The organism is Bacillus sp. ISL-45, assembly GCF_018613195.1.
Classification (GTDB): Bacteria; Bacillota; Bacilli; order Bacillales; family Cytobacillaceae; genus Mesobacillus.
This window is the reverse complement of record NZ_JAGGQQ010000014.1, coordinates 1-14,519: the sequence shown is the minus strand read 5'-3', so window position 1 is coordinate 14,519 and position 14,519 is coordinate 1. Positions and strand designations below refer to the sequence as shown.

14 protein-coding genes and 1 rRNA gene are annotated in these 14,519 nt (G+C 42.4%); 1 reads left to right on the top strand and 14 read right to left on the bottom strand.

Annotation, left to right across the window (positions count from 1 at the left end):
* Window positions 1-93 precede the first annotated feature (93 nt).
* From J7E35_RS18060 to metG, 3 genes are all read right to left on the bottom strand, one after another.
* Entirely contained in the window at window positions 94-1,278 is a 1,185-nt protein-coding gene (locus J7E35_RS18060) for a resuscitation-promoting factor (RefSeq protein WP_214782209.1), read from the bottom strand.
* A 238-nt stretch (window positions 1,279-1,516) separates the two neighbouring features.
* Window positions 1,517-2,284 (bottom strand): TatD family hydrolase, encoded by a 768-nt coding sequence (locus J7E35_RS18055; protein ID WP_214782111.1) that lies wholly within the window; start codon window positions 2,282-2,284, stop codon window positions 1,517-1,519.
* 348 nt (window positions 2,285-2,632) lie between these two features.
* Window positions 2,633-4,588 carry a methionine--tRNA ligase gene (gene metG, locus J7E35_RS18050; protein WP_214782109.1) on the bottom strand — a complete coding sequence of 652 codons (1,956 nt, stop codon included), beginning with the start codon at window positions 4,586-4,588 and terminating at the stop codon, window positions 2,633-2,635.
* Between the two features lie 700 nt (window positions 4,589-5,288).
* Here metG and J7E35_RS18045 point away from each other — a divergent pair.
* Window positions 5,289-5,576 (top strand): transition state genes transcriptional regulator AbrB, encoded by a 288-nt coding sequence (locus tag J7E35_RS18045; protein WP_102264789.1) that lies wholly within the window; start codon window positions 5,289-5,291, stop codon window positions 5,574-5,576.
* A 59-nt stretch (window positions 5,577-5,635) separates the two neighbouring features.
* Here the strand turns inward: J7E35_RS18045 and rsmI are convergent, their stop codons facing one another.
* The 11 genes from rsmI to rrf form a co-directional block, all read right to left on the bottom strand.
* The gene (rsmI, locus tag J7E35_RS18040) at window positions 5,636-6,517 is read right to left on the bottom strand and encodes a 16S rRNA (cytidine(1402)-2'-O)-methyltransferase (RefSeq protein ID WP_214782107.1); all 882 of its coding nucleotides are present in this window, start codon (window positions 6,515-6,517) and stop codon (window positions 5,636-5,638) included.
* 23 nt (window positions 6,518-6,540) lie between these two features.
* Window positions 6,541-7,284, bottom strand: coding sequence for a tRNA1(Val) (adenine(37)-N6)-methyltransferase (locus J7E35_RS18035; protein WP_214782105.1), 744 nt, complete (start codon window positions 7,282-7,284; stop codon window positions 6,541-6,543).
* Window positions 7,285-7,511: 227 nt separating this feature from the next.
* On the bottom strand, window positions 7,512-7,883 hold the full coding sequence (gene yabA, locus J7E35_RS18030) for a DNA replication initiation control protein YabA (RefSeq protein ID WP_102264786.1): 372 nt from the start codon (window positions 7,881-7,883) through the stop codon (window positions 7,512-7,514).
* Window positions 7,884-7,896: 13 nt separating this feature from the next.
* Window positions 7,897-8,727, bottom strand: coding sequence for a PSP1 domain-containing protein (locus J7E35_RS18025; RefSeq protein ID WP_214782103.1), 831 nt, complete (start codon window positions 8,725-8,727; stop codon window positions 7,897-7,899).
* Entirely contained in the window at window positions 8,720-9,727 is a 1,008-nt protein-coding gene (holB, locus tag J7E35_RS18020; protein WP_214782101.1) for a DNA polymerase III subunit delta', read from the bottom strand. The genes J7E35_RS18025 and holB overlap by 8 nt, the downstream gene beginning before the upstream one ends.
* 13 nt (window positions 9,728-9,740) lie before the next feature.
* Window positions 9,741-10,181, bottom strand: a complete 441-nt coding sequence (locus J7E35_RS18015) for a YaaR family protein (RefSeq protein WP_214782099.1) — start codon at window positions 10,179-10,181, stop codon at window positions 9,741-9,743.
* 27 nt (window positions 10,182-10,208) lie between these two features.
* A complete protein-coding gene (locus J7E35_RS18010; RefSeq protein ID WP_079504170.1) occupies window positions 10,209-10,538 on the bottom strand; it encodes a cyclic-di-AMP receptor in 330 nt (109 codons plus the stop codon).
* 211 nt (window positions 10,539-10,749) lie between these two features.
* Window positions 10,750-11,400 carry a dTMP kinase gene (gene tmk / locus J7E35_RS18005; protein WP_214782096.1) on the bottom strand — a complete coding sequence of 217 codons (651 nt, stop codon included), beginning with the start codon at window positions 11,398-11,400 and terminating at the stop codon, window positions 10,750-10,752.
* Window positions 11,401-11,402: 2 nt separating this feature from the next.
* Window positions 11,403-12,824 carry an aminotransferase class I/II-fold pyridoxal phosphate-dependent enzyme gene (locus J7E35_RS18000; RefSeq protein WP_214782206.1) on the bottom strand — a complete coding sequence of 474 codons (1,422 nt, stop codon included), beginning with the start codon at window positions 12,822-12,824 and terminating at the stop codon, window positions 11,403-11,405.
* Between the two features lie 83 nt (window positions 12,825-12,907).
* The gene (locus J7E35_RS17995) at window positions 12,908-13,111 is read right to left on the bottom strand and encodes a sigma factor G inhibitor Gin (protein WP_214782092.1); all 204 of its coding nucleotides are present in this window, start codon (window positions 13,109-13,111) and stop codon (window positions 12,908-12,910) included.
* 1,152 nt (window positions 13,112-14,263) lie between these two features.
* Window positions 14,264-14,379: ribosomal RNA gene (rrf, locus tag J7E35_RS17990) — 5S ribosomal RNA — on the bottom strand.
* Window positions 14,380-14,519: the final 140 nt, after the last annotated feature.

The following is a 14,519-nucleotide window of genomic DNA, read 5'->3' as shown; positions in this document are numbered from 1 at the left end:
GTAAAGTTTTTAAGCGATTACGCTTTTCTTATTATACCTTAAACGTAAAATGAAAAAACAAAAATGCAGAGGAAGAATCCCCTGCATTCATAATTAATTCAGGATTTTGATTTTGACGGTTTTACGGCCCCAACGGTATGCATCTGCTTTTGACGCGAAAAAGACATCGATTTTATTGCCTTTGATAGCTGAGCCTTTATCGGCAGCTATTGCATAGCCATAGCCCTCTACATAAACTTTGGTACCTAAAGGAATAACTCTTGGATCTACTGCAATGACCTTGATGTTAGGGTTTGCCCTCAGGTTGATCCCTGTAGCCGTGTAGCCGGAGCAGCCGTTACAGTTTGCAGTGTACGCTGTGGAAGTAACATAAAACTCCTTGCCTGCCGGTTCACTTGAGCCGCGGGAAACTTGAGCTACGATGACCTTCGTTCCCATTGCCACGACTTTATCCTGTTTCTCTTTCAGTTTCTTTTCACTGACCAGTTTTCTTGATACTTCCTTGCCATTTTCAAGGATGACTTCATACTCCTTGGAAAGCAAGCCTTCCTGGCCTTCTGTTACGACTTTCTGTTTCCCTTTTTCCAGTTTGCTGTCATTTTTCGTAACGACTGCATAGCTAATTGGTTCTTCCACTACATCGGTGACTTTTTCAACTCGAATAACATTAATCACGGCATCTTTTGTGACTGTCTGCTTTAAAGCAGGCTCAACACGGTCCATTTCGTTCAGTGTGATTCCTTGCTGTGATAAAAAGTCAGCGACCGTAGTCGAAGTCGACCATACATCTCGCTCTTTTCCGCCAACTACAATCTTAAGCGGGAAAGCTCTCTGAATGGCAATCTTCAAATCTTGCTTTAACTTAGCGTCTGGGTTTAGGTTTAATTTGTCGTGTTCATTTATGACGATATTCTGTTCTTTCAGGAAGCCCTCAACCGTATCAGCTGCTGTCCAATACGTTTTCTTTTCCTGATCTTGAATTAGCTCTACCTGTTTTGCCGGCTTCCACACAATCGAAAGGTTGTTCTTCACCTCTGTGTTTGCCGCCAGTGATAAATAATCCTCTGAGCGTAGTGAGATTTTGAGATCATTAAATAGATCTTGGATAGTATTTGCATGTGTTTTAATGACTCTTTCTTCGCCATCCAGCGTCAATGCAACTGTCTTTTTGGTCCCTTCATACATGAAGAACCCAAGAGCAGCAGCAAAAACTAGGAAACTAGCAGAAAAAATCACCAGTTTCTTTTTACTCAAAGTCTTGGAAAACAGGTTTTTCATACTATTAATCACGATGAAAAACGCCTCCTCTTCTCGGAGTGATTATAAAGATATTGTTGCCGACTTGTCAACCCAGACACCCTTGCCCAAACGTAGTCCCTATTATGCAAGATGCTCCATAAAAAGAAAAGCAAGAGTTATCGACACGGTTATCCTATGTCGCCAGTGAGACATGTAGAACTTTTTAGAAACAGAAAAAGTTTGGACAACCTTGTTGAAAAATCGACAACATTCTTTATCACTTTATGCCGAATAATTTTTTTGCATTTTTGGCTGTTTCGCCTGCAACTTCTTCGAGTGTTAACCCTTTCAGTTCTGCAATTTGTTCGGCCACCAATTTTACATACGCTGGTTCATTTCTTTTTCCGCGATATGGATGGGGCGTCAGGTAAGGGCAATCTGTTTCGACCAACAGTCGATCCATTGGAATCGATTCTGCCACTTCTTTCGGTTTCTTCGCGTTTTTGAATGTAACCGGTCCGCCAAGCGAAATATAGAAGTTCATATCGATACATTCTAGCGCGGTTTCCACACTGCCGCTATAGCAATGCATGATTCCGCCTACTTCCCCGGCGTTCTCTTCCTTTAAAATTTCAACTATGTCTGCTGTTGCATCACGATTATGTATGATAATAGGAAGATTCACTTCTTTTGCCAGCCTGATTTGTTTGCGGAAGACCTCTTTCTGGATGTCCTTTGGTGACTTGTCCCAATAATAATCAAGGCCCATTTCCCCGAGTGCGACTACTTTCGGATGGCTGGCCAGTTCTCTAAGCCAGTCCAGATGCTCTTGCGTCATATCAATCGCATCGACTGGATGCCAGCCTACACTTGCATAGATAAAATCATAGCCTTCAGCAAGTTCTATCGCTTTCTTGATCGTCGCCTCATCGAACCCGACAACAACCATGTTCGTCACACCCTCAGCAAGCGCCCGGTCAATAACCTCCTGGAGATCATCATTGAATTGTTCTGCATTTAAGTGTACATGTGTATCAAAAAGCATGTTAAAACTCCTTTGCAGCATTGCCCTGCAGTTTCATTCTAGTGATTCCTGACATTAAGTAGAATAGAATCACTGTGGTGTTCTTATTATTGTGATAAAGTTGTGTCGATATCATAACTTTTTTTCAATGTCCAGGTCAAATTTTTGAATTCGGTTTCATAAAAACCCGACAAGTGTCGGGAATGCTTGCGTTATTAAAAGCGCTTGTCAGGGCTGAGCAAGGGCGCTCGCGCTTTGCTTGCTATCTGACTCTCTTACTATCATAAATCACTCTTTTAAAAAAATTGCCTTTTTAACACAAAAAACCTGAAAATGTTACACATGAAACATTTTCAGGTCTAAATGGTTTTATTTTACTTTCGCACCTACTGACAGTGAGTCATCCACTGTCGCTAATGACATGACACCATCCTTTTCACCTGCAAGGATCATTCCCTCAGAAAGCTCCCCGCGAAGTTTGACCGGCTTCAGGTTTGTCACGCAGATTACCTTTTTACCGACAAGGTCTTCCGGTTTATAATATTTCGCTATGCCGGAAACAACCTGGCGCTTTTCATAACCAAGATCCAGTTGAAGCTTCAGCAGTTTATCCGCCTTTTTAACAGGCTCCGCATGAACCACCTTTGCTACCCGAAGCTCAACCTTCATGAAGTCATCAATGGTGATTTCATCCTGAGGTTCCGGTTTCTCTTCTTCAACAGGCGCCGCGGCAGGAGCAGAACCCTGCATTTTTTCCTTGATGAATTCCACTTCATCCTTCAATTCAAGGCGAGGGAAAATCGGTTCACCCTGAACGACCTTCGTTCCTGCTGGAATCTGGCCAAATTCCTCCAGGCTTTCCCAAGATTGAAGCGTTTCAGTGGCGACATTCAGCTGGGCGAAGATTTTATCCGGAGTCCTTGTCAGGAATGGCTTCAATAGTACAGCCACTCTTCTCAATGACTCAGCAAGGTGGACCATTACATCAGAAAGTTCAGCCTTCTTTTCTTCATCCTTCGCCAGTACCCAAGGCTGTGTTTCATCGATGAATTTATTGCAGCGGCTGATCAATTGCCATATGGAAGTAAGCGCCACGGAAAACTCCATTTTTTCCATAGCTTCTTCATACTTCTGGACTGTTACCTTATTCACTTCAAGCAGCTGTTTCTCAAATTCTCCTTCAGAGCCATTGTAGGAAGGAATCTCGCCGTCAAAATACTTATTGATCATCGCAACTGTTCTGTTCAACAGGTTTCCAAGGTCATTCGCAAGGTCAAAGTTGATCCTTTCGACAAAGCCTTCAGGCGTGAACACTCCATCAGAACCAAATGGAACTTCTCGAAGCAGATAGTAGCGAAGCGCATCAAGACCGTAGCGGTCAATCAGTGTCACTGGGTCGACTACATTCCCCTTGGATTTCGACATTTTTCCATCCTTCATCAAAAGCCAGCCATGGGCAAAAACCTTTTTAGGAAGCGGCAGGTCAAGCGCCATCAGCATGATTGGCCAGTAAATGGTATGGAAACGGACAATTTCCTTGCCGACCAGGTGGACATCTGCCGGCCAGTAATTCAAGTACTTGGAGTCATCATCTGTTCCATAGCCAAGAGCTGTGATATAGTTTGACAACGCATCAATCCACACATAAATGACATGCTTCGCGTCGCCAGGGACCTTCACACCCCAATCAAACGTTGTCCGTGAAACGGCCAAATCTTCAAGTCCGGGTTTAATGAAGTTATTAATCATTTCATTTTTACGGGATTCCGGCTGGATGAAGTCAGGATTCTCTTCATAATATTTCAGCAGCCTGTCTGCGTATTTGCTCATTTTGAAGAAATACGATTCTTCTTTTACCTTTTCGACAGAACGGCCGCAATCCGGGCAGTTTCCATCTTCAAGCTGTCTGTCTGTATAGAAGGATTCGCAAGGAGTACAGTACCAGCCTTCGTATTGATCGAGGTAGATATCCCCTTGCTCCAGAAGCTGAGCGAAAATCTTTTCGACAATCTGCTTGTGACGATCCTGGGTCGTACGGATAAAATCATTGTAGGAAATATCCAGCTTGCCCCAGAGCTCCTGGATCCCTTCGACGATTTCATCGACATATTGCTGCGGAGTGATGCCTTTTGCCTCGGCATTGCGCTGGATTTTTTGACCGTGCTCATCCGTACCTGTCAAATACATGACATCATAGCCGCGCAGTCTTTTATAGCGCGCCATTGCATCGCCTGCTACTGTCGTATAAGCATGGCCAATATGTAAATTGCCGCTAGGATAATAAATCGGGGTTGTAAGATAAAAGGTTTTCAATTTCTCTTCCATGAAGATCCTCCTTAACTAAAACTGCTAGTTCATTCTAATAGTAGTTATTATACCAGTTTATGCACCGGGATTCCTAACACTTTAAAACCCAAAACTATGAGCCATTATCCAGGGTTAAGATATTCTTATTTTATCAAATGGTAAAAACAGAATTTCCTGAAAAAGTTCCGCTACGGACATTCTCTCTATAGAGCTTACGAACTTTGTCAGTAGAGATTCATTATGGGGCTATGCCCCTAATATATTTTTATAAAAAAAGCCCCGCCTCAGTTCGTTGGCATGAGCTTTAGTGTCCTGAAAGGTTGATATTCTGCATAATAAAATCATAACCAAATCCACAAATAGAATATACCTGTTACTAAAATAATATACAATCCATCTAGGGTTTGTCGAAATTGTGACATTTTGTCGAATGATATTGTAGAATTTTGTCGAATTATGCGTCGAATACTATTACCTCAATAATATTTTTTCATTATCCTCAATTCGAGATAACCGCACCATTCCTTATTCCTTATTACCTTTCTCATCCATAACCCTTGATATGAAAAGGTTTTCGTTCTGTGTAAAAATTTACTAATAGAAGAAAAATAAAATAATTGACGGTTATTGGAATCCTTGGTATTATAAAACCAATAAGAGAAAAATGTCGAAAAATGACGAACTTAATAGATGGGGAAAATGAGAGGAGATTAAAAAAATGAAATCTACTGGAATTGTTCGTAAAGTTGATGAGCTTGGCCGTGTGGTAATTCCAATCGAACTTAGAAGGACTCTTGGCATCGCAGAAAAGGATGCTTTGGAGATTTATGTTGATGATGACCGCATCATCCTTAAGAAGTACAAGCCTAACATGACTTGCCACATCACTGGTGAAGTTTCTGACAATAACATCACATTGGCAGGCGGCAAGCTGATCCTTAGCCGTGAAGGTGCTGAACAGCTTCTTCAAGAAATCCAGGGAAGCTTCGAGCCTGTAAAAGCATAAATCTAATACTCAAGGCCGTGGATGAATCCACGGCCTTTTTTATATGTGCTGTTTCCGCACTATTCTTTAATATGATACGCCTGGTAAACCTCTCTCTTTTGCATACCTCTATCTTTTGCTGCTTGCTTGATTGCTTCCTTAGAGTTCATTTGTTCTTTGGCAATATAATGTTCAACATGTTCTTCAATGCTTAATCTTTCCCACCATTGGTTTTCTTCTTCGGAAATTGAATCAGGAGATGCCCCTTCGATGATCAATACAAATTCCCCGCGGACTTCTTCTTCCTCTGCCCATGCCAATGCTTCAGCAACTGTTCCCCTTAGGAACTCCTCGTATTTCTTCGTCAGTTCACGACAAAGGACCATTTTCCGATCGCCTAGTCCCTCAAGCATCAAGGACAGCGTTTCCTTCAAACGATGGGGGGATTCATAGAGAACGATGGTTGCCGTCTGCTTTGCCAGCAGCTCAAGTTCCTTTTTCTTATCCTTTTTGCCCCTTTGGAGAAACCCATAATAGTAGAATGGTTGAGGAAGAATGCCAGAGGCAATCAAAGCTGTCAAAGCCGCGTTCGCCCCTGGTAACGGTACGACAGTCAGTCCCTCGGCGATCGCCTCGACCACCAGCTCCGTGCCTGGATCAGAGATAGTTGGCATTCCCGCATCACTGACAAGTGCGACTTTTGCTCCCTCTTTGATCCTTTCAATCAATTTAAATCCGCTGCTTTCCTTATTATGTTCATGATAGCTGGTAACGGGCGTTTCAATCTCAAAATAATTACATAGCTTTTTCGTATTCCTCGTATCCTCCGCCGCAATCCAATCGGCTTCCTTCATGATCCTGATCGCCCTGAATGTCATGTCTTCAAGGTTCCCGATAGGAGTCGGTACGAGGTAAAGAATCCCTTTTTCATATTCCCGTTCAAAGCTTTTCTGCCGTTGCATGTAAATCACCCGTTTCTCTGTACTTATTTGCTTCCATATAACATTTCTTTGATCACCGGGGTATACTCATTATTTTCATCATATACCGTCAATGGCTCAAGAATTTTAAGGTCAGGACTTCCATCCTTGATTGCCTCTACCAAAAGCGTATTCGCTTCCTTCCCGGCCTTAGGATAAACAAACTGGATCCGCTTAGGCTCAAGCCGGTATTTCCTCATCATTTCGATGATATCGATCAATCTGCCAGGACGGTGGACAAAGGCAACCTTACCGCCCTGCTTCACAAGCTGGCTTGATGATTTAATCGCATCCTCGAGTGTGCAGAGGATCTCATGACGCGCAATCGCAAGGTGTTCATTCATATTTATTTCTTCCTTTGAAGGTGTAAGGAAATAAGGAGGATTGCATGTTACGACATCATACTTCTCGTAGCCGAGCTCTTTAGCCGCATCCTTGAGATCACCATGAATCATATGTAACCGATCGTCTAGATTATTATATTCAATACTGCGGACTGCCATATCGTACAACCGCTCCTGGATCTCCACCCCGGTAATTGTCCCCTTTGTCCTTGCGCTTAAAAACAATGGAATTACCCCATTGCCGCTGCACAGGTCGACAATCTTGCCTTTTTGGATTGGCACCCAGACAAACCTTGCAAGCAAAACAGCGTCCAATGAAAACGAAAATACATTCGGGCTCTGGATAATCCTTAAATCCTCTGCCAGCAAATAATCCAATCGTTCATCTTCCCGTAAATTAACCATTATAGATAGTTCCTCCATACATATATGTTCAATGGCTGTGAACCTGTGAACTGCTAATTAAAAATTGATTGTTGCTTTTCGAGTATATATAGGTATCAGCATTCTTAGGGGTTTTGGGCTCCTTTCGAAGATGCCAAATCGAACATGTGTTAAATAGTGTGTAAATGCTTATAACTTTACGAAAGAGTATTATAAAAATAGCCTTCCCAATTAAGGAAGGCTGCCAATTATTTTTTATTAAGAAAGGATAGGCAGAATAAGCAATCCTCTTTGCGGGGGCTTCCGAAATGCAGGTTGCAGATATGGAAGCCTTCCTGATACAGGCGGGCAAGGTTATCGTAGCCTTCACCGATGTCGACCACATTTTTATCACCCTGTGCCTGATTGCTGTTTCCCTTACCGCTCTTCTTAATGGTTGGATCTTTTTTACCAATGGTTTGATCCAGACGGCGTCTTATATGCTCATTTTCCAGCTTTAATGCATTGTTCTCTTCCAGAACCTCTGCCAAATGCTGTTTTAACTCACCAAGCTGACGGTATAAATCACCAATCTGCGATTCCATATTACTTACTGAGTCAAAGATATCTTTTTTATCCACCTGTTCCACCTCATTAATCTGTGGATGATTGCAACGATACAGCTCCTGCTTCCTGTATTTCCTCAAGTGTATATTCCAGCACGCGTTCCTGGCCAGGTATATCGACTTGCATGACTCGTTCCAGGATGTTCAACCCCACAACCTTTCCTGTACCATCAGGTGTAACAATCATTTCACCCAGATCAGGCAGCTGCTCTTTCGCTGTTTCATATTGGTCGTTCTCATATTTCAAACAGCACATGAGCCTGCCGCAAAGGCCGGAAATCTTTGTTGGGTTAAGCGAGAGGTTTTGATCCTTGGCCATCTTGATTGAAACTGGATCAAAGTCCCCCAGGAACGTGGAGCAGCAAAGCATTCTGCCGCATGGTCCTATCCCGCCAAGCATTTTCGCTTCATCCCTTACGCCAATCTGGCGCAGTTCAATCCTTGTCCGGAAAATCGAGGCCAAATCCTTGACCAGTTCCCGGAAATCGACGCGGCCGTCAGCCGTGAAGTAGAAAATGACTTTATTGCGGTCAAATGTATATTCAACATCAACCAGTTTCATATCCAGTTGATGCTCACTCACTTTTTCACTGCAAACATCGTACGCTTCCTTTGCAGCTGTTTTGTTCTCCTCGACAATAAGGCGATCCTTCTGATCTGCAATTCTGACTACCTTTTTCAGAGGCAGGACTACATCCTTTTCGCCGACCTGTTTACGGGGAGTTACGACTCTTCCGTACTCAACGCCCCTTACAGTTTCGACAATGACGAATTCGTCCTTTTGAATTGAGAGATCGCCGGGATCAAAATAATAAATCTTTCCCGCTTTCTTGAAGCGGACACCTACTACATCATACAAGTGTAGATCCCTCCTGCAATTTTAACACCAGCTCTTCCATGAGCAGCTGGGGATTCATATTGGCATGCAGCTTCCTCTTCGCCTCCAGAATGGCTGCCATTTGTTCGGTAAGACGCCGTCCGGATGTCTGTAATGCAAATTGTTCTAAACGTGAGCTTTCGTTTAGATATACAACCTGGTCTTTCTTGCCAAGCTGAATGTATAGTAAATCCTTAAAAATAAGAAGTAATAAATCCAAACCACGATCGATTTGTTCTTTCTCTTTGAAGTGCATAAACCAGTTCTCTTGAAGCGCGACCATAGCTTCAAGGGAATTCTTTTTCAGCACTTCATATAATTTTAACACTATTTTTTGTGCTTGTGCAAACCAATCATCATGACTTATCTCTAAAGCTTCTTCCAAATTATTGGTTAGCTGTGCCAACAGAGGTGCCAGTTGCGGTTGTATCCCATTGGCAATCAGTTGTTCTGCCATATTTTTAGGAGATAACGGCGTGAAATTGATCAACTGGCATCTCGATAAAATAGTCGGCAGCATTTGCTGGGCCTGCTCGGTGATCAACACGGCAACAGTTCCCGCATGCGGCTCCTCAAGGAATTTCAGCAAACTGTTTGCCGCATTTGTCGTCATCCGATCAGCATGGACAATGGTGTATAGCTTATTCTTTGACTCTACCCCTGTTTTTGAAAACTCCTCCTGCAGCTGCTGGATTTGCCCTTTCTTTATCGACAGGCCATCGGGCTCGACAAGATGGATATCCGGATGGTTGCCATGGTTGATCCTTTTGCAGTTCAAGCAGCTTTCACAAGGTTTATAGCCATCAACAGGCGCCCGGCAATTGATGCTCTTGGCAAGAAGAATACTAATCTCCTTTTTGCCGGTGCCCCTCATTCCTTCAAATAAATACGCATGGGCTATTCGATTTTTCAGGATGCTGTTTTTAATCATTTTCAAAACATTCGGCTGAAGTCTCTCCAGCTCGTCCCACGTCTTTGCCAATGCGATCACTCACTTACGTATATAAATTGATCAACAGACCTTTGATTTCCCCTACTTTGCCAAGGATATCAATCTGTTCATCTTTATTATCCATCAACTCTTCTGTCAACTCGACGAGCTTTTCATCAATATTCTCTACAAGTTTCAATGACCTGCCTTCGCCATATTCATTCCAGCTATGCGAGTGCTTTAGCTCCATTTCAAAGCTGACCGCTTCTTTTACGAATTGCTTAACCAGTGGCTTGAATTTGGCCAGGTCCTTGAACGTCCTAAACCGCGCAAGCCTTTCACCGGCAGACTCGACTTCCTTCATTAATTGCTGCATCTGTCCGAGCTGCAATTTATGTTCTTGCTTTACCACCATTTCATTGAACCTGATTCCGCCTCCAGGCTGTTGTTTTTGATCCTGTCGGATTTTATCTATGTTAAGGCGCATATCCTGATTAATCTTCATCTCTTGCTAACTTCCGGGTATTTCCTGTTAAAATTGATGAAACTGCTCAACAGGCAATACGAATACAGTCGCTCCGCCAACCTCTACTTCCACAGGGTAAGGAACATATGAATCTGCATTCCCTCCCATTGGGGAAACAGGTGCTACCAGCTGATCACGCGACTTACAGTTATCCCTTATGACCTCCAATGCCTTATCTACCCTGATGTCTTCTGTACCTATGATAAAAGTAGTATTTCCGGACTTCAGGAATCCACCCGTACTAGCCATTTTTGTTGCGCGGAAATTATGGTCTACTAATGCATTGGATAGACGATTGCTATCCTGGTCCTGGACCACAGCTAATATTAACTTCATTCATTATCCCCCTAGACTTTTTTATAGACTTGCTATACACGGCGCAAGCTCAACGAAAAGATTTCACTCCGTAACTTTTGTATTATCATTATAACAGGATTCATGGGTCAAGACATGATTTAAACGTGAAATCCCATTGGCTTCCAGTTGATACCATTCGCTAAAATAAGCCTTTATTCGCCAATCTAAATAAAAACAAGCCTCAGGTTGATCAAGACTTGTTTGGAAAAAATGTATTTATGAGCGTTTTAATTTCAGCTTCTGCTTGTCCATATACTGTATCGAGTTCCTTAGAAGCATCCACTTTAACAATTCGTTTTGGGAACATCTCAGCCAGGATTAAATAGCCTTCTCTCACCTTTTGGTGGAAGTCGAGCTTTTCCAGGTCCAGTCGATTGACTTCACGGCCTTTGTTTTTATTGATTCTTTCCAGCCCAATCTCCGGTGCGACATCAAAGTATAGAGTCATCGCCGGCATCATATTTTCAATCGCAAATTCGTTGATGGAGTATACTTCATTAATACCTAAACCTCGAGCATGCCCTTGGTACGCAAGAGAACTATCAACAAAACGATCACATAGGACAATTTTTCCTTCTTCGAGAGCAGGCTTCACCTTCTCTGCAAGATGCTGCCTTCTCGCCGCGGCATATAGAAGTGCTTCTGTTCGCGGGTCCATTGCAGTATTTTCCGGATCCAGGATCACTTCCCTGATTTGTTCAGCAATATCGATGCCTCCAGGCTCACGAGTAGCCACCACGGCGTATCCTTCTTTTTCAAGGTTTTGAGCAAGCATCTGAAGGATTGTCGTCTTTCCAGAACCATCCGGACCTTCAATCGTAATAAATATTCCTTTTTCCACTTTTAAAGCCCCCAACTCTTAAACACTTTTATTTTACCAGCATGCAAAGATTCTCCGCCCTGGATTTTTGCTTGTTTTGCTTTTAAGAAAAAGATTGTTTCAATATCGGCTTCCGTCACAACTTCACCAGGGAGACAAAGTGGTATTCCTGGCGGATAAGGAATGATTTGTTCCGCACAGACCTTGCCTGCGGAATCCTGTAACAGGACGTATTCTGTCTGCTGATTCTCCATCTCTTTATAGCTGACTTCCAAAGTTGAAATACTTTTTTGGATGACTTTTGACTCAGGTTTATTTTTCTCATCCGGAATGGTGCTTACTACCTCAGCAATCTTTTCAGCAGCTTCCAGCAAGCGATGCTCCATGCCATGCTTCAGCAACGGAAGAACGAGCAGCACATTATAAGGGTCAGCCATTTCCGTATAAATCCCTTTCGATTCAAGCCTGGATTGCAGCTCGAAACCAGACCAGGATTGAATGGTCAGCTTTAATGGATCAGCCCCTGGCAAAACCCGAATGGATGCCAATTTCTCTAGTTTTTCTTTGAATTCCTGCAGTTCTGTTTTCAAATATGACAAGTCTTCCTGTTTATAAGTACCCAGGAAGCTCCGTGCCAAATCGAGGGATGCCATCAGCGGATAGGAAGGGCTGCTTGACTGTAGGGCCTGTAAATAGAACTTTAGCTTACTGAGTGATACCGAGTTCGACTGATAATGGAGAAAGGCTCCCATTGTCATCGCCGGCAATGTTTTATGAGCAGACTGTACGACAATATCGGCCCCAAGTTCAACGGCAGACTCCGGAAAATAATCCCCTGCGATAAAATGTACACCATGAGCCTCATCCACCAATACAGGAATGCTATGCTCATGAGCCAAATCTATAATGCTTTTGAGATCATAAGTCAGTCCGTAATAATTTGGGTAGGTTAAAATAAGTGCCTTTGCATCCGGATACTGGCTAATGGCTGATTTGACACCATCAATACTTAACCCGGCAGCCACTCCGAACTCTTCGTTGTACTCCGGGCTTATGAATACTGGTTTTGCTTTTGCGAGTCTTATAGCATTCATAATGGATTTATGGGAATTACGCTGGACAAGCACCAAATCATCTTCATTGATTGCCGCCATGATCATCGCAAGATTCCCGACAGTTGATCCATTTATTAAAAAAAAGCTTTTTTTTGTTTTATATAAATCGCTAAGTAAAACCTCAGCTTCGAAAATAACTCCCTCGGGCGAATGAAGGTCATCCAATCCTGTTATTTCGGTTGCATCCAATTTCAAAATCTGCTGAAAGAAGATTTGGCCCTCTACGGAAAAAAAAGACCCATATTTGTGCCCCGGTACATGAAGCGATAGAGGGTTTCCATTTGAATGGTTAACCAATTGAGAGTACAAGGGTGTTTTGGATTGATCCATAATCTCACCTATATCTATAAATTCACACCTATCTATTCTAACACTGTTTTTCAGCAAAAAAAATAAAAGCTCGAAATGAGCTTTTAACTGTAAATGCCAGGCTTTGTTACTTTCCTTAGCTTTTCTACATAATATTTATATTTAGGATCACTCGTATCTGTCTTGATCATGATGCTCTCACAGTCTGTGCATATAAAAGAAGTATACAGGTGTATGCCAGCACTTTTTTTCTGCTCGCAAATCACACACGTTTCCCCGATTTGATTCTTAGCTAAAAGCGAACCCAAATTCTCCACCTCCGTACACCTATTGTTGCCAGGAGCGTTTTTTTGTATACAATTTTTCGAATAATATTTTAGAAAGTTTAGTTGTTTTATATTTTATGATTGACATTCGGATTCCTTGTATGTCTTATAACAATTTAGGTTGGTTTATTATTTGAGAAGAAATGGTTGTTGATTTTTAGATGGTTTAGATCAGGGATTTAGGATTATATTACGATTGATGAAAGGTTTGTTTTGGTTGGGACAAATTTTCGGACTTTTCCTCCAAACCTGACTGAAGTTGTATTAAGTTCAGACAACTTTGTGTGTTTTTCCTTCAAACCTGGCTGAAGTTGCATCAAGTTCAGACAACTTTTCGTGTTTTTCCTTCAAACCTGTCTGAAGTTGGCTCAGGTTCTGACAACTTTTCGTGTTTTTCCTTCAAACCTGTCTGAAGTTAACTCAGGTTCAGACAACTTTGTGTGCTTTTCCACCAAACCTGTCTGAAGTTGCATCAAGTTCTGACAACTTTTCGTGTTTTTCCATCATACCTGTCTGAAGTTGGCTCAAGTTCTGACAACTTTTCGTGTTTTTCCTTCAAACCTGTCTGAAGTTGCATCAAGTTCAGACAACTTTCCGTGTTTTTCCTTCAGACCTGTCTGAAGTTGGCTCAAGTTCAGATAACTTTTCGTGTTTTTCCATCAAACCTGTCTGAAGTTGCATCAAGTTCAGACAACTTTTCGTGTTTTTCCATCAAACCTATCTGAAGTTGCATCAAGTTCAGACAACTTTTCGTGTTTTTCCTTCAAACCTGTCTGAAGTTGACTCAGGTTCAGACAACTTTTTATGCTTTTCCACCAAACCTGTCTGAAGTTGACTCAAGTTCAGACAACTTTTCGTTATTTTTCCTTAAACCTGTCTGAAGTTGCATCAAGTTCAGACAACTTTTCGTGTTTTTCCACCAAACCTGTCTGAAGTTGGCTCAAGTTCAGACAACTTTTCGTGTTTTTCCACCAAACCTGTCTGAAGTTGACTCAGGTTCAGACAACTTTTCGTTCATTACCTCCAAACTTGTCCGAAGTCAGGCCAAATATATTCAGTTACTGCCATATTTCACACATCATTTATAAATCAGCATACAAAAAAAGAACAGCCATTACAGCTGTTCTTTTGCGTGCCCGGCGGCGTCCTACTCTCACAGGGGGAAACCCCCAACTACCATCGGCGCTGAGAAGCTTAACTTCCGTGTTCGGTATGGGAACGGGTGTGACCTTCTCGCCATCGCCACCAGACTATTTAATTGAAAGGAAAGTATTTATTCCTTCAAAACTAGATAATGTTGTAAGAAGAATTCAAGAAGAACGAGCAATCTATTTTGGTTAAGTCCTCGAACGATTAGTATCAGTCAGCTCCACACGTCACCGCGCTTCCA